12 protein-coding genes are annotated in these 15017 nt (G+C 73.4%); 9 read left to right on the top strand and 3 right to left on the bottom strand.

Annotation, left to right across the window (positions count from 1 at the left end; translation table 11 throughout):
- Positions 1-10: 10 nt before the first annotated feature.
- Both ACWEJX_RS28840 and ACWEJX_RS28835 read right to left on the bottom strand, forming a co-directional pair.
- A complete protein-coding gene (locus ACWEJX_RS28840) occupies positions 11-388 on the bottom strand; it encodes a ferritin-like domain-containing protein (protein WP_451610335.1) in 378 nt (125 codons plus the stop codon).
- 76 nt (positions 389-464) lie between these two features.
- Entirely contained in the window at positions 465-1016 is a 552-nt protein-coding gene (locus tag ACWEJX_RS28835) for a hypothetical protein (protein ID WP_451610334.1), read from the bottom strand.
- A 155-nt stretch (positions 1017-1171) separates the two neighbouring features.
- Here ACWEJX_RS28835 and rimP point away from each other — a divergent pair, with 155 nt between their 5' ends.
- The 8 genes from rimP to ACWEJX_RS28795 all read left to right on the top strand — a co-directional run bounded on the left by rimP (position 1172) and on the right by ACWEJX_RS28795 (position 12309).
- On the top strand, positions 1172-1669 hold the full coding sequence (gene rimP, locus ACWEJX_RS28830; protein WP_403791580.1) for a ribosome maturation factor RimP: 498 nt from the start codon (positions 1172-1174) through the stop codon (positions 1667-1669).
- Positions 1670-1671: 2 nt separating this feature from the next.
- Complete coding sequence (gene nusA, locus ACWEJX_RS28825; RefSeq protein ID WP_403791578.1) at positions 1672-2685, top strand: transcription termination factor NusA; 1014 nt, start codon at positions 1672-1674, stop codon at positions 2683-2685.
- A 120-nt stretch (positions 2686-2805) separates the two neighbouring features.
- Entirely contained in the window at positions 2806-3087 is a 282-nt protein-coding gene (locus ACWEJX_RS28820) for a YlxR family protein (RefSeq protein ID WP_451610333.1), read from the top strand.
- A gap of 148 nt (positions 3088-3235) precedes the next feature.
- A complete protein-coding gene (gene infB, locus ACWEJX_RS28815) occupies positions 3236-6316 on the top strand; it encodes a translation initiation factor IF-2 (RefSeq protein ID WP_451610332.1) in 3081 nt (1026 codons plus the stop codon).
- A gap of 157 nt (positions 6317-6473) precedes the next feature.
- Positions 6474-6767 (top strand): DUF503 domain-containing protein, encoded by a 294-nt coding sequence (locus ACWEJX_RS28810; RefSeq protein WP_403791572.1) that lies wholly within the window; start codon positions 6474-6476, stop codon positions 6765-6767.
- 29 nt (positions 6768-6796) lie between these two features.
- The gene (rbfA, locus tag ACWEJX_RS28805; protein ID WP_389209102.1) at positions 6797-7237 is read left to right on the top strand and encodes a 30S ribosome-binding factor RbfA; all 441 of its coding nucleotides are present in this window, start codon (positions 6797-6799) and stop codon (positions 7235-7237) included.
- Positions 7234-8133 (top strand): tRNA pseudouridine(55) synthase TruB, encoded by a 900-nt coding sequence (gene truB, locus ACWEJX_RS28800; RefSeq protein ID WP_451610331.1) that lies wholly within the window; start codon positions 7234-7236, stop codon positions 8131-8133. The genes rbfA and truB overlap by 4 nt, the downstream gene beginning before the upstream one ends.
- A gap of 3210 nt (positions 8134-11343) precedes the next feature.
- Complete coding sequence (locus ACWEJX_RS28795) at positions 11344-12309, top strand: bifunctional riboflavin kinase/FAD synthetase (RefSeq protein ID WP_451610339.1); 966 nt, start codon at positions 11344-11346, stop codon at positions 12307-12309.
- A 3-nt stretch (positions 12310-12312) separates the two neighbouring features.
- On the opposite strand, the gene ACWEJX_RS28790 is transcribed toward ACWEJX_RS28795, so the two are convergent.
- Positions 12313-13530, bottom strand: coding sequence for a cytochrome P450 (locus ACWEJX_RS28790; protein WP_451610330.1), 1218 nt, complete (start codon positions 13528-13530; stop codon positions 12313-12315).
- A 191-nt stretch (positions 13531-13721) separates the two neighbouring features.
- Here ACWEJX_RS28790 and ACWEJX_RS28785 point away from each other — a divergent pair, with 191 nt between their 5' ends.
- Positions 13722-14858 carry a type III polyketide synthase gene (locus ACWEJX_RS28785; protein ID WP_451610329.1) on the top strand — a complete coding sequence of 379 codons (1137 nt, stop codon included), beginning with the start codon at positions 13722-13724 and terminating at the stop codon, positions 14856-14858.
- The last annotated feature ends 159 nt before the right edge of the window (positions 14859-15017 follow it).

The following is a 15017-nucleotide window of genomic DNA, read 5'->3' as shown; positions in this document are numbered from 1 at the left end:
TGAAGGTCCGTCATGGTGAAACGACTCCTGATCGCCAAGCCTCGCGCAGCGCCGCCGCCGCGTCCCGGCGCAGCGGGCCGTCGGCGGAACGCACCAGGTCGGAGTAGACGCCGGCCACCCGGTCCTCCAGTACGGCGGCGAGGCGGCCGGCGGCGGCCGGGTCCGGCACCGGGAACGGCAGCTCGTACGCGGCGGCCGCGGCGACCGGCTCGCCGCCCAGGTCCCGCACGGTCCGGCGCAGCGCGTCCCGGCGCGCCCGGTGGGCCTCGTACGCGTCGGTGGCCTCGGCGCGCCGGGCCGGGCCGATGCGGCCGCCGACGACCCCGTACCCGTACACGGCGGCGTGCTCGGCGGCGAGCGCGGCCTGCGCGGCGTCGAGCGCGGTCATCCCGGGTTCCCTTCGGTCGGCTCGGTCGGCTCGGTCGGCTCGGTCGGGAGAGCGGCCTGCGCGGCGTCGGGCGCGGTCATCCCCGGTTCCCCTCGGTCGGTTCCGTCAGCAGGAAGGTGTGCGCCGCGCCGGCCGCCGCGACGGACGCGAGCAGCCGGGCGTACTCGGGCGGCGCGGTGAGCAGTGCGGCCGTATGGGTGTCGGCGGTCGCCCGTTCGGCGGCCGCCAGGTCCCTGAGCGCGGCTGCCGGGGTGGCCGGGACATGGATCACCGCCGGCGGGCGGGAGGGGGAGGGAGAAGGGGAGAGGGAGGCCGAGCCGGACGGGCCGGGCGCCGGGGGCGTACCGCCCTCGGCGAGCGCCTTCGCGTGCGCCGCCACCGCCGCCCGCAGCGGTGCGAGCCGGGCCGTCAGCGCCGGGAACGCGCCGGTGACCGCGTCGTACCGCAGCATCAGGTCGCGGCTGGCGGTCGCCGAGCGCCGGCGCAGCGCCGCCTCCTCGGCCGCCGCCCGCTCGGCGGCGCCCGGCTTCCTCGGACCGGTGTCGGGGGAGGCCGTACACCCGGTCAGGGCCGCCGCCGTGCCCGCCGCGCCCGCGGTGAGAAGCGTGCGCCTGTTCACCGTTGTCAACGCCACTCCCTTGCGTTCACGTTTTCGAAGATCACCGCAGGCGAGCGTACCCGCGTGCCCCGCCCGGTGGACGGCAACACCCTCCGGGACCGGATACCCTTTGATCTGACACGCGACGAACCCACAACAGCACACGCGGCCGAGGAGTCACCCGGATGAGCACCACCCAGAGCGAACGGCTGCGCGGTCTTCTGGAACCGCTCGTTTCCGCGAAGGATCTCGACCTCGAGGAGATCGAGGTGTCCCGGGCCGGCCGCCGCGGACTGCTGAGGGTCATCGTCGACTCGGACGAGGGCGTCGAGCTGGACGCCTGCGCCGAGCTGAGCCGCGTCATCTCCGAGAAGCTCGACGAGACGGACGTGATGGGCGAGGGCGAGTACGTCCTCGAAGTCAGCTCGCCCGGCGCCGACCGCCCCCTCACCCAGCACCGCCACTACGAGCGCGCCGTCGGCCGCCTGGTGAAGCTGCAGCTGACCGAGGGCGGCGAGCTGGTCACCCGGATCATCGCCGTGGACGAGGACGGCCTGGACACCGAGGTGCCGGGCGTGAAGGGCCGCAAGGCCACCGCCCGCCGGGTCGAGTTCGCGGACATCGCGAAGGCGCGTGTCGAGATCGAGTTCAACCGCAAGGACAAGAAGGAAGAGGAGGCGTAGCCGTGGACATCGACGTGAAGCTCCTGAAGGGCTTGGCACAGGAGAAGGAAATCTCCTTCGAGATGCTGGTCGAGGCGATCGAGTCGGCCCTCCTCATCGCCTACCACCGTGTCCCCGGCGCCCGCCGCCACGCGCGCGTCGAGCTGGACCGGCACACCGGTCACGTGACCGTGTGGGCGAAGGAAGACCCCGCCGACCTGGAGGAGGGGCAGCAGCCGAAGGAGTTCGACGACACGCCGTCGGACTTCGGCCGGATCGCCGCGAGCACCGCCCGCCAGGTCATCCAGCAGCGGCTGCGCGACGCCGAGAACGACGTCACCTTCGGCGAGTACGCGCGCCGCGAGGGCGACATCGTGGCCGGCCAGGTGCAGCAGGGCAAGGACCCGAAGAACGTCCTGGTCAAGCTGGACGACAAGCTGGAGGCCATCCTGCCGGTGCAGGAGCAGGTGCCGGGCGAGGAGTACACGCACGGGCTGCGGCTGCGCACGTACGTCGTTCGGGTGGCCAAGGGTGTCCGCGGTCCGTCCGTCACCCTCTCGCGCACCCACCCCAATCTGGTGAAGAAGCTCTTCGCCCTGGAGGTGCCGGAGATCGCCGACGGCTCGGTGGAGATCTCCGCCATCGCCCGTGAGGCCGGTCACCGCACCAAGATCGCCGTCCGTTCCACCCGTTCGGGCCTGAACGCCAAGGGCGCCTGCATCGGCCCGATGGGCAGCCGGGTGCGCAACGTGATGGCGGAGCTGATGGGCGAGAAGATCGACATCGTCGACTGGTCGGACGACCCGGCCGAGATGGTGGCCAACGCGCTCTCCCCGGCGCGCGTGTCCAAGGTCGAGGTCGTGGACCTGGCCGCCCGCTCCGCCCGCGTGACGGTGCCGGACTACCAGCTGTCGCTCGCGATCGGCAAGGAGGGCCAGAACGCCCGCCTCGCGGCGCGGCTCACCGGCTGGCGGATCGACATCCGTCCCGACACCGAGCCGGCCGAGTCCGCCCAGTCCTCCGGCCGGGAGGGCTGAGGGCCCCGGGAGACCGAGGTCCTGGGGATCCCCGTCGCAAGGCGGAGATCGTTTTTGGCCAACAACTGTTCGACTTTTGCCTCAAACGGGTGAGGTCGGAACGGGGAGGTAGACTTAATCGTGTCTGGCCGGACGCATGCCCGCGTGTGCCCTGAGCGAACCTGTGTGGGATGCCGGGAGCGAGCGGCCAAGAGCGACCTGCTGCGGGTCGTGGTGAATAAGGACGAGTGCGTTCCCGATCATCGCGGTACGCTGCCCGGCCGGGGTGCGTATGTGCACCCCGCCTTGCACTGTCTCGACCTGGCGGTCCGCCGCCGGGCGTTCCCGAGGTCCTTCCGGACCGCGGGACCGCTCGACACGGCGGCGTTGCGCCGTCACGTCGAGGAGGCGGCACCGCAGTGAAAAAGAAGTACGGCACGGAACCCCGTGCGGTCAGGTACCTCGCGAGTTGGAAGTAGGTCGAGATTGCGATGAGCACTCGATGAGTACGCGATGAGTACGCCCATGAAGTAGCGACGGTCCGGCGGTAACCGGACCTAAAAGGAGCGAAGTGGCTAAGGTCCGGGTATACGAACTCGCCAAGGAGTTCGGTGTGGAGAGCAAGGTCGTCATGGCCAAGCTCCAAGAACTCGGTGAATTCGTCCGTTCGGCGTCCTCGACGATCGAGGCGCCGGTCGTGCGCAAGTTGACTGATGCTTTGCAGGGTCCCGGCGGTTCCGCCGGCAAGACCGCTGCCAAGCCCGGCGCGCCCCGCAAGGCGACGCCCGCCCCCAAGCCCGCGGCACCGGCTCCGGCCGCCGCGGCACGTCCCGCTGCCCCCAAGCCCGGCGCCCCGGCCCCCAAGCCGGCCCCCGCCGCGCCCGCGGCCCCGGTCACCCCGGCCGCGCCCGCGAGCAGCACCCCGTCCCCGGCTCCGGCCGCGTCCGGTCCCCGTCCGGGTCCGAAGCCCGCGCCCAAGCCGGCGCCGGCCGCCCCGGCTCCGACCACCCCGGAGTTCACCGCGCCTCCGTCGGCCCCGGCCGCCGGTCCGCGCCCCGGTGGCGCCACCCCCGGCCCGCGTCCGACCTCTGCCCGTCCGGGTCAGCAGGCGCCGCGTCCGGGTCAGCAGGCCCCCCGTCCCGGCCAGCAGGCCCCGCGTCCGGGCGCTCGTCCGGCCGGCCCGCGTCCGGGCAACAACCCCTTCACGTCCGGTGGCTCCACCGGCATGGCGCGCCCGCAGGCGCCCCGCCCGCAGGGTGGCGCGCCGCGTCCCGGCGGCCCCGGTGCCCCCGGTGCCCCGCGTCCGCAGGGTCCGGGCAGCGTTCCCGGCGCCCCGCGTCCGCAGGGCCAGGGCCCGCGTCCGACCCCCGGTGGCATGCCCCGTCCGCAGGCTCCGCGTCCGGGTGGCCCCGGCGCGCCCGGCGGTAACCGTCCGAACCCGGGCATGATGCCGCAGCGTCCCGCTGCCGGCCCGCGTCCCGGCCCCGGCGGTCGTGGCCCCGGTGGCCCCGGCGGTCGTCCGGGCGGTCCCGGCGGCGGCGGTCGTCCCGGCTTCGCCGGTCGTCCGGCCGGTCCCGGCGGTGGCGGCGGCGGCTTCGCCGGCCGTCCCGGTGGTCCCGGTGGCGGCGGCGGTCGTCCGGGTGGTCCCGGCGGCGGTGGCGGCGGCTTCGGCGGTCGTCCCGGTGGCTTCGGTGGCCGTCCCGGCGGTCCGGGTGGCCGTGGTGGCACGCAGGGCGCCTTCGGTCGTCCCGGCGGTCCCGCGCGTCGCGGTCGCAAGTCGAAGCGGCAGAGGCGCCAGGAGTACGAGGCCATGCAGGCCCCGTCCGTGGGCGGCGTGATGCTGCCTCGCGGCAACGGCGACACCATTCGCCTGTCGCGCGGTGCGTCCCTCACCGACTTCGCGGAGAAGATCGGCGCCAACCCGGCGTCGCTCGTCGCGGTCATGATGAACCTCGGCGAGATGGTCACGGCCACGCAGTCCGTCTCCGACGAGACGCTGCAGCTCCTCGGCGACGAGATGAACTACCAGGTTCAGATCGTCTCCCCCGAGGAGGAGGACCGTGAGCTGCTGGAGTCCTTCGACCTCGAGTTCGGCGAGAACGAGGGCGGCGAAGAGGCCCTGGTCTCCCGTCCGCCGGTCGTGACCGTCATGGGTCACGTCGACCACGGTAAGACCCGACTCCTCGACGCGATCCGCAAGACCAACGTGATCGCGGGCGAGGCCGGTGGCATCACCCAGCACATCGGTGCCTACCAGGTCGCGACCCAGGTCAACGACGAAGAGCGCCGCATCACCTTCATCGACACCCCGGGTCACGAGGCGTTCACCGCCATGCGTGCCCGTGGTGCGAAGTCGACCGACATCGCGATCCTCGTGGTCGCGGCCAACGACGGTGTCATGCCGCAGACGATCGAGGCGCTCAACCACGCCAAGGCCGCCGGCGTCCCGATCGTCGTCGCGGTCAACAAGATCGACGTCGAGGGTGCCGACCCGGTCAAGGTGCGCGGTCAGCTCACCGAGTTCGGTCTGGTGGCCGAGGAGTACGGCGGCGACACGATGTTCGTCGACATCTCCGCCAAGCAGGGTCTGCACATCGACTCCCTGCTCGAGGCCGTCGTCCTCACCGCCGACGCCTCGCTCGACCTGCGGGCCAACCCGAACCAGGACGCGCAGGGCATCGCGATCGAGTCCCACCTCGACCGCGGCCGCGGTGCGGTCTCGACCGTCCTCGTCCAGCGAGGCACGCTGCGCATCGGCGACACGATGGTCGTCGGCGACGCGTACGGCCGTGTCCGCGCGATGCTCGACGACAAGGGCAACAACGTCGAGGAGGCGACCCCGTCGACTCCGGTCCTGGTCCTGGGTCTCACCAACGTCCCGGGTGCGGGCGACAACTTCCTCGTCGTCGACGAGGACCGCACCGCCCGCCAGATCGCCGAGAAGCGCGCCGCGCGTGAGCGCAACGCCGCCTTCGCCAAGCGCGTCCGCCGGGTGTCCCTCGAGGACCTCGACAAGGTGCTCAAGGCCGGTCAGGTCCAGGAACTCAACCTCATCATCAAGGGCGACGCGTCCGGTGCGGTCGAGGCTCTCGAGTCCTCGCTGCTCCAGCTCGACGTCGGTGAAGAGGTCGACATCCGCGTCCTGCACCGCGGTGTGGGTGCGGTCACCGAGTCCGACATCGACCTGGCCATGGGCTCCGACGCCATCGTCATCGGCTACAACGTCCGTGCGGCCGGCCGTGCCGCGCAGATGGCGGAGCGCGAGGGCGTCGACGTCCGGTACTACTCGGTCATCTACCAGGCGATCGAGGAGATCGAGGCGGCGCTCAAGGGCCTCCTCAAGCCGGAGTACGAAGAGGTCGAGCTCGGTACGGCGGAGATCCGCGAGGTCTTCCGCTCGTCCAAGCTGGGCAACATCGCCGGTGTCCTCATCCGCTCGGGCGAGGTCAAGCGCAACACCAAGGCGCGCCTCATCCGCGACGGCAAGGTCATCGCGGAGAACCTCAACATCGAGGGTCTGCGCCGCTTCAAGGACGACGTCACCGAGATCCGCGAGGGCTTCGAGGGTGGTATCAACCTCGGAAACTTCAACGACATCAAGATCGACGACGTCATCGCGACGTACGAGATGCGCGAGAAGCCGCGCGTGTAACACGCAACGCTGAGTCGCGACGCTCAGGTCGGGGCCGGTCGGCGGAAAGTATTCCGTCGATCGGCCCCGGCCGTTGCGTGTACGGTTTTGATGTTCCCCCGCCGGGCGTCGGCCCGGCGGGACGTCGAACCCGAACCGGCGGGACATCCGGCACCGCATGTACGTGGGGACTCTGTCCTTCGATCTGCTCCTCGGCGACGTTCATTCGTTGAAGGAGAAACGCTCCGTCGTCCGGCCCATCGTCGCCGAGCTCCAGCGCAAGTTCTCCGTGAGCGCGGCCGAGGTGGGCGACCAGGACCTCCATCGCAGGGCCCAGCTCGGGGTCGCGCTGGTGTCCGGGGACGCGGGGTTCGTGTCGGACGTGCTGGACCGCTGCGAGCGGCTGGTCGCGGCCCGGCCCGAGGTGGAGCTGCTCTCGGTGCGACGCAGGCTCCACACTGATGAAGACTGAATGAGCAAGGCAAAGAAGGAGACGGACCAGTGGCCGACAACGCGCGGGCGAAGAAGCTGGCGGACCTCATCCGGGAGGTGGTCGCCGAGAAGCTGCAGCGCGGCATCAAGGACCCGCGCCTGGGTACGCACGTGACCATCACGGACACCCGCGTCACCGGTGACCTGCGGGAGGCCACGGTCTTCTACACGGTCTACGGCGACGAGGAGGAGCGCGCGAGCGCCGCCGCCGGCCTGGAGAGCGCCAAGGGCATCCTGCGCTCGGCCGTGGGCAGGGCCGCGGGCACCAAGTTCACCCCGACGCTGACCTTCGTGGCGGACGCCCTCCCGGAGACCGCCAAGAACATCGAGGACCTCCTCGACCGGGCGCGCGCCTCGGACGCCGCGGTGCGCGAGGCGTCCTCGGGCGCCCGCTTCGCCGGCGAGGCCGACCCGTACAAGAAGCCGGGCGAGGACGAAGCCGCCGAATGAGCACCGCACAGAAGACGCCCGACGGCCTTGTCATCGTCGACAAGCCGTCGGGCTTCACTTCGCACGACGTCGTGGCCAAGATGCGCGGGATCGCCAAGACCCGCCGCGTCGGCCACGCCGGCACGCTCGACCCCATGGCCACGGGCGTCCTCGTCCTCGGCGTGGAGCGGGCGACCAAGCTGCTCGGTCACCTCGCGCTGACCGAGAAGGAGTACCTGGGCACGATCCGCCTCGGGCAGACCACCATCACCGACGACGCCGAGGGCGAGATCACGGCGTCGGTCGACGCGTCGAAGGTCACCCGCGAGCAGATCGACGCGGGCGTGGCCGAGCTGACCGGCGAGATCATGCAGGTGCCGTCGAAGGTCTCCGCGATCAAGATCGACGGCAAGCGTTCGTACGCGCGCGTGCGCGGCGGCGAGGAGTTCGAGATCCCGGCCCGGCCGGTCACCGTCTCCTCCTTCCGCGTGTACGACGTGCGCGAGGCGACGGCGGAAGACGGGACGCCCGTCGTGGACCTGGTGGTCTCCGTCGTCTGCTCCTCCGGTACGTACATCCGGGCGCTCGCCCGGGACCTGGGCGCCGGGCTCGGCGTGGGCGGCCATCTGACCGCGCTGCGCCGCACCCGGGTCGGCCCGTACAAGCTGGACAGCGCCCGGACCCTGGACCAGCTCCAGGAGGACCTGACGGTCATGCCGGTCGCCGAGGCCGCCGAGGCGGCGTTCCCGCGCTGGGACGTCGACGCCAGGCGGGCCCGGCTGCTGCTCAACGGCGTACGCCTGGAGATGCCGGAGTACCCCAAGGGGCCGGTCGCGGTCTTCGGGCCGGAGGGGAAGCTGCTCGCGCTGGTCGAGGACCAGCGGGGGAAGGCGAAGAGCCTGGCCGTCTTCGGCTGAGCTCCGTCGGGCCGTCGAAGGGGCGGGCACGCGCAGGCGTGCCCGCCCTTTCGGGTTTTTTCACCCTCCCGTGTAGGCGCTCGAAGCGAAAGGGGGGAGCGAGAGGGGGCGCGTTGGGCTCGCGCGCTTCACTCGGCGATCATCGCCGCCCTACCGTTTCGAACCATGGGGAGCGGGGACCGGGCGGCACTGGTGCGGATCGAGGATCCGACCGGGCGGCCGGTCGGCACCGGCTTCCCCGTCGACCTCCACGGCACGCTGTTGACCGGCCACGAGGTCGTCGAAGGCCACGCCACCCTGCTCTTGCGCGCCCCCGACGGCCGCACCTGCCGGACCGGCCCCGGCGACATCTCCCCGCTGCCCGGCACCGGCCTCGCCCTCGTCCGCAGCCAGGGCCTGGGCTGCCGCCCGCTGCCGCTCGCCCGGCGCACCCAGGGCATGGAGCCCGGCACGTACGTACGGATCTCCGCGCACGGCTGGCGCGAGGCCCGGGTGCTCGGCCCGACCGCCGGGCCCGCGCTCGAACTGGCCATCGGCACCGAGGGCGCCGAAGCCCTCCGCGCCGGCGGCCCGGCCGCCGGCGGCCCCGTCCTCGACCCCACCACCGGCGCGGTCCTCGCCGTCCTCGGCACCGCCCGCCACGGCGACCACCGCGCCGCCGGCCACGCCCTCCCCATCCCTCCGCACGGCCCCCTCGCCCCCCTGCTCCACGACAACGCCTCGGCCGCGCCCTGCTACGGCCGGGACCTCAATCTGGCGGGCGTACTCGAACTCACGGCGACCACGCTCGGTCAGACCGAGGAGTACCCGGACGGGAGACTGGGGGAGTCGGGCGAGGCGCTGGCAGGTGGCTGGGGGGACTCTGCCGACGGACGGCCCGGAGCAGGTCCTGCCAAGGCCCCCGTCACGGCCGTCGTCGGCGTGCCCGGCAGTGGGCGGACCACCGCGCTCGCCGCGCTCGCCGCACGCCGCGCGCACGGCCCGGCGCCCGCGCCCACGCTGTGGCTGCGCGGGGCCGATCTGCGGGCCGGTGACCGGTGCGTGGCCGATGCCGTGGGGCGGGCGTTGCGGCGGGCCGGGCGGATCGCCGCCGCGTCCGGGGTGCCCGGGGATCCGGCCGGTGTCACGCCCGAGCAGGCCGCCGCGCTCGGGCCGCTGCTCGTACTCCTCGACGCGCCCGAGGAGATGCCCCCGTTGCTCGCCCATCGCCTCGCGGCCTGGTCCACCGCGACCGAGGAGTGGCTCACCGCCCACGGCGCGCGCATGGTCGTCGCCTGCCGGCCCGAGCACTGGGAGCAGGCGAGCACGCTGTACGGGACCGAGCCGGCCACCGTCCGCCTCGGCGACCTCACCGAGGCGGAGGCCGCGGAGGCCCGGCGCCGGCACGGCGTACCCGACGACGGCATCGCCGAGGCGGACGCCCGGCACCCGCTCGCCCTCAGACTTCTCGGCGAGCTGCGCGCGGCGGCCCGCGGCGACCTGCCGGGGCGGCCCGGGCGCGACGAGATCTTCGCCGCCCACCTCGACCTGATGTGCCTGCGCGTCGCCGTCCGCATCGCCGCCGCCCGCCGTCCCGTGCCGCGCGGCACCGCGGTCCGCCGCCTCGCCGCCCGCGTCTGCGGCCAGGTCCACGAGGCCGCCCGCCGCTGCCTCGGCCCCGGCCAGGGCGAACTCGACCGGGAGTCCTTCGAGGAGCTCTTCCCCTGGGCCACGGGCTGGGCCCCCGCCGTGCTCACCGAGTCGCTCCTCGTCCCCGCCGGCCCCGGCTACCGCTTCGCCCACGAGGAGTTCGCCGACTGGCTCCAGGCCGTCCACCTCGACCTCGACCGCGCCCTCCCCGCCCTCGTCCACCCGCCGACCCCGCTCCCCGTCCCCCGCCACCGCATCGGACCCGTCCTCCAGGCCCTCCACCACCTGCACCGCGACCACGGCCCGGAGGGCCTGACGCCCCGCCTGGAGTGGCTGGCGGACGCGCTCGCGGGGGCGGCACCGGAGGCGGAGGGCGCCTGGTGGGCCTCGCGGCTGCTCGTCGGGTTCCTCGACGGGGCCCCGGACCCGCGGGCGTATCTGCCGGTGCTGCGCCGGGTCGCCGACCGCGTCGGGGCGGTGGGCGCGCTGCCCGGACTCGGCGTCGGGTTCTGGCGGGGGCTGAAGGTCCCCGAGGACGAGCGGCTCGATCTGCTGCGGCGGCTCGTCGGGGCCGACCCCGTGCCCGACGAGCGCTTCCTCGACCTGGTCGCGGAACGCCTCGTGGCCGACCCACGCGGGGTGCAGCCGCTGCTGTGCCGCTGGTTCGGCGACGAGCGGGCGCTGGCCGGGGCGCCCGGCGCCACCGTCGGGGCAGCCGCCCAGGCACTGCTGCACACCCACCGGGCGGCGGCCGTGGACGATCTGTGCGAGGCGCTCGTCGCGACCGCCCACCCGCTCGCCGAGGGGCTGCTCAGGGCGCTCGCCGAGGACGAGCCGGCGGCGCTGTGCCGGGCCGTGGACCGGTGGGCGCACGACGACGGGCGGCCGGAGCGGCGGGCGGCGGCAGCGGCGTACGGCGAGCTGGTCGCCCCGTACGCCACCGCCGCCGCCGACCGGAGCACCCTGCGCTACGCGGCCCTCGCGCTGCTCGCCCGGCCCGGCGACCGGGCCCTGCACGGGGCCGCGCTCGGCCTGCTCGTACGGGATCCGGACTGCCGGGGGCGGTTCCTGCCGCGCGCGGCCGCCGACCCCGACGTACCCGTGACCGCCCTCGCCGCCGCGCTCCCGACCCACCCCGAGCCCGTACTCGACGTCCTGCGCCGCCGGCTCCTCGGCGACGAACCCGCCGCCGTCCTGCGCGTCCTCGCCGAGGTCGACACCCCGCGCCTCGCCCGCCGCGCCGCCGCCCTCGTCGCCGAGTACGCCGAGGCGCACCCCGAAGGCGCCCCGCTCGTCGCCGCCTTCGTCGACCGGCGCCTGGAGGAGGGGCCCGAGGTGCGCTGCGTCCTGCACCCCCTCGTCACCGGCCTGCTGCGCCTCCCCGCGCCCCGCGCCGCCCTCGCCCCCGTGCTCGCCGCCCCCGGAACCGGCGCCTCCCGCTTTATTCGCGGGGAGCTGAGAGACATGGCCAACACCATGCCGATGCCGACGAAGCCGCATGCTCATGGCAGTCTTAGACCAGCGCCGACAGGCGCGGGCGTACACGTGGACATGGGTACAGGCGGACGAGGAGCGGTCACAGTGCAGCGCTGGCGTGGCTTGGAGGACATCCCCGAGGACTGGGGGCGCAGCGTCGTCACCATCGGCTCCTACGACGGGGTGCACCGCGGGCACCAGCTGATCATCGGACGGGCCGTCGAGCGCGCCCGCGATCTTGGCATCCCCTCCGTCGTCGTCACCTTCGACCCGCACCCCTCCGAGGTCGTCCGCCCCGGCAGCCACCCGCCGCTGCTCGCCCCGCACCACCGGCGTGCCGAGCTGATGGCCGAGCTCGGCGTGGACGCGGTCCTGGTGCTGCCGTTCACGGCCGAGTTCTCGCAGCTGTCGCCGGCCGACTTCATCGTGAAGGTCCTCGTCGACAAGCTGCACGCCAAGCGCGTCATCGAGGGCCCCAACTTCCGCTTCGGCCACCGCGCCGCGGGCAACGTCGCCTACCTCGCCGAGCTCGGCGCCACCTACGACTACGACGTCGAGGTCATCGACCTGCGGGTGACCGGCGCCGCCGGCGGCGGCGAGCCGTTCTCCTCCACCCTCACCCGCCGCCTCGTCGCCGAGGGCGACATGGCGGGCGCGGCCGAGATCCTCGGCCGCCCGCACCGCGTCGAGGGCATCGTCGTGCGCGGCGCCCAGCGCGGCCGCGAGCTGGGCTTCCCGACGGCCAACGTCGAGACCCTGCCGCACACCGCGATCCCCGCCGACGGCGTCTACGCGGGCTGGCTGACCGCCGCCGGCGAGCGGATGCCCGCCGCGATCTCGGTGGGCACCAACCCGCAGTTCGACGGTACCGAGCGGACCGTGGAGGCGTACGCGATCGACCGCGAGGGTCTGGACCTGTACGGCCTCCACGTCACCGTCGACTTCCTCGCCTACGTGCGCGGGATGCTCAGGTTCGACACCCTCGACGACCTGCTCGTGGCGATGGCCGACGACGTCAAGAAGTGCCGGGAGCTGACCGCCGCCTACGACGCGGCGCACCCCTCCGCGTAACGCTCACCACGTCACGTACAGCTCGCGCGGTCCGCGGATCAGGCCCTTGGACTGGAACGGCACGTCCTCGGGCCGGCCCGCCAGCCGCAGCTCCGGGTAGCGGGCGAGCAGCGTCGACAGCATCACCTCGGACTCCATCCGGGTCAGCATCGCGCCCATGCAGTGGTGCGGCCCGTGTCCGAAGGAGACGTGGCCGACGCCCGTACGGTCGAAGTCGACGGTGTGCGGGTCGGCGAAGACCTCCGGGTCGCGGTTGGCGGCCAGGTACGACGCGTACACCGCCTCGCCGGCCCGGATCACCACCCCGCCGACCTCGACGTCCTCCAGGGCGATCCGCGGCAGGCCCACGCCGTTGCGGTGCGGGATCCAGCGGATCAGTTCGTCCACGGCCTGCGGCAGCAGCTCGGGTTCGGCGCGCAGCCGGGCCGCCAGGTCCGGCCTGCTGAGCAGCAGGAACACCATGTTGGCGCTGTTGTTGCGGACCGCGTGCGCGCCGCTGATCAGGATCGCCATGGCCAGCGACACCGCCTCGTCGGCGTCGATGTGCCCCTCGGCCAGGGACTCGGCGAGCACCCCGCCCAGGTCGTCGGCGGGCTCGGCCCGGCGCTGTTCGAGCAGCCGGGTGATGTAGCCGTGGATCTGCGCCTTCGCGGCCCGGCTGCTCTCCGGACCCGGCCCGGAGGAGAGGATGAGGTCCGGCCAGGAGGCCAGCTCCGCGCGGTCCGCGTCGGGGATGCCGAGGAGGTCGCACACCACGGACAGCGGCAGCGGCCCGTGCAGGTGCTTCATCAGGTCGGCCGGCCGCCCGGCCGCCTCCATCGCGTCGAGGAGCCGGTCCGTGGTGGCCTGGGCGAGCGGGCGCAGCCGTTTGGTGGACTGCCCGGTGAAAGCTTTCGTCACCGCTTTGCGCAGCTGTGTGTGGTACGGCGGATCGGCGTAGTTCAGGGCCGCCTTGGAGGCCACCATGTGGCCGGTCATCCCGGTGACCTGGCGGTCGAGCAGGGCCGTCCGGCTGAACCGGGGATCGGACGTCACCGCCCGGACGTCCTCGTACCGGGTGACCAGCCACGCCTCGTGGTCCGCGCCGAAGGGCAGCCGGATCCGGGCGACGGGCTCGTCGTGGAGCAGTTCGGTCAGCAGCGGGTCGAAGTCGAGGGCCGGCAGATCCTCGACAGCCCAGGTGCGGACGGGCCGCGGCGCGGCCGTGGGTTCGGAGGTCATGTGGACGGTGTTCCCGGCCGCCCCACCCCGCGACACGCCGAGCGCCGACAGCCCCCCGTACGGGCGTATTCCGCCCGGGCGGGCTTGTGACACCGCGCGGTCGACCGGTCGCGCTCGCGGTTGCGGGCTCGCGACGGCGGGGTGAGTGTGGGGCCCAGTTCACGGCGAAACGAGACGAAGGAGCGCGTGTCGTGGTGACTCTGTGCAAGCCCGCGGTTTCCGTCCCCGAGCATGTGATCACGATGGAGGAGACCCTCGACCTCGCCCGCTCACGCCATGCCGACCACCCCCAACTGCCCCTCGCCCTGCGGCTGATCGGGAACACCGGGGTGACCCAGCGGCACATCGTGCAGCCCATCGAGGAGACCCTGAAGCACCCCGGATTCGAGGAGCGCAACGCGCTGTACGAGGCCGAGGCCAAGGCCCGCGTCCCGGCCGTGGTCAAGGAGGCCCTGGCCAACGCGGAGCTGCGCCCCGCCGATATCGACATGATCATCTATGTGTCGTGCACGGGCTTCATGATGCCCTCGCTCACCGCCTGGCTGATCAACTCCATGGGCTTTCCCGGCCACACCCGTCAGATGCCCATCGCCCAGCTCGGCTGCGCGGCGGGCGGCGCGGCCGTCAACCGCGCGCACGACTTCTGCACCGCCTACCCGGACGCCAACGTCCTCATCGTCGCCTGCGAGTTCTGCTCGCTGTGCTACCAGCCCACCGACCTCGGCGTCGGCTCGCTGCTCTCCAACGGCCTGTTCGGCGACGCGGTCGCCTCCGCCGTCGTCCGCGGCCGCGGCGGCACCGGCATCGCCCTGGAGCGCAACAACTCCTACCTGGTGCCCGACACCGAGGACTGGATCGCCTACAGCGTGCGCGCCACCGGCTTCCACTTCCTGCTCGACAAGCGGGTGCCCGGCACCATGGAGCCGCTCGCGCCCGCGCTGCGCGAACTCGCCGGCGACCACGGCTGGGACGCGGGCAACCTGGACTTCTACATCATCCACGCGGGCGGCCCGCGCATCCTCGACGACCTCAGCCGCTTCCTCGAAGTCCCGCCCGAGTCCTTCCGCTTCAGCCGGGCGACCCTGACGGAGTACGGCAACATCGCCAGCGCCGTCGTCCTCGACGCCGTGCGCCGGCTCTTCGAGGAGGGCGGCCTGCCGGAGGGCGCCCGCGGCATGATCGCCGGCTTCGGACCCGGCATCACCGCCGAGATGTGCCTCGGCCGCTGGACCAACGGCGACGCGGAGCCCGCCCGCGACCTGCGCGCCCGCCGGATCGTCGGCTACGCGCCCCGCCACGCCGCCCCGGTCCGTACCGGCGCGGCCTGAGCCGTACGGCCCGACCCGTCGACCCGCCGACCCGTACGGCCTGACCGGTACGGCGGGACCCGTCCGCGTGACCCGTACGGCCCGGCCCGTACGGCGGGACCCGTCCGCGTGACCCGTACGGCCCGACCCGTACGGACCCCACCACGATTCAGCACCGAT

The organism is Streptomyces sp. NPDC004788 (assembly GCF_053601115.1).
The sequence above is the reverse complement of the archived record's forward strand: the minus strand, read 5'-3'. Positions and strand labels throughout refer to the sequence as shown.

What these genes read in the sequence shown, in the direction of transcription:
- ACWEJX_RS28790 (WP_451610330.1), bottom strand. Translation starts at nt 13,530, where the DNA reads ATGACCTCCGAACCCACGGCCGCGCCGCGGCCCGTCCGCACCTGGGCT.
- truB (WP_451610331.1), top strand. Translation starts at nt 7,234, where the DNA reads ATGAGCACCGCACAGAAGACGCCCGACGGCCTTGTCATCGTCGACAAG.
- rimP (WP_403791580.1), top strand. Translation starts at nt 1,172, where the DNA reads ATGAGCACCACCCAGAGCGAACGGCTGCGCGGTCTTCTGGAACCGCTC.
- ACWEJX_RS28810 (WP_403791572.1), top strand. Translation starts at nt 6,474, where the DNA reads ATGTACGTGGGGACTCTGTCCTTCGATCTGCTCCTCGGCGACGTTCAT.
- ACWEJX_RS28840 (WP_451610335.1), bottom strand. Translation starts at nt 388, where the DNA reads ATGACCGCGCTCGACGCCGCGCAGGCCGCGCTCGCCGCCGAGCACGCC.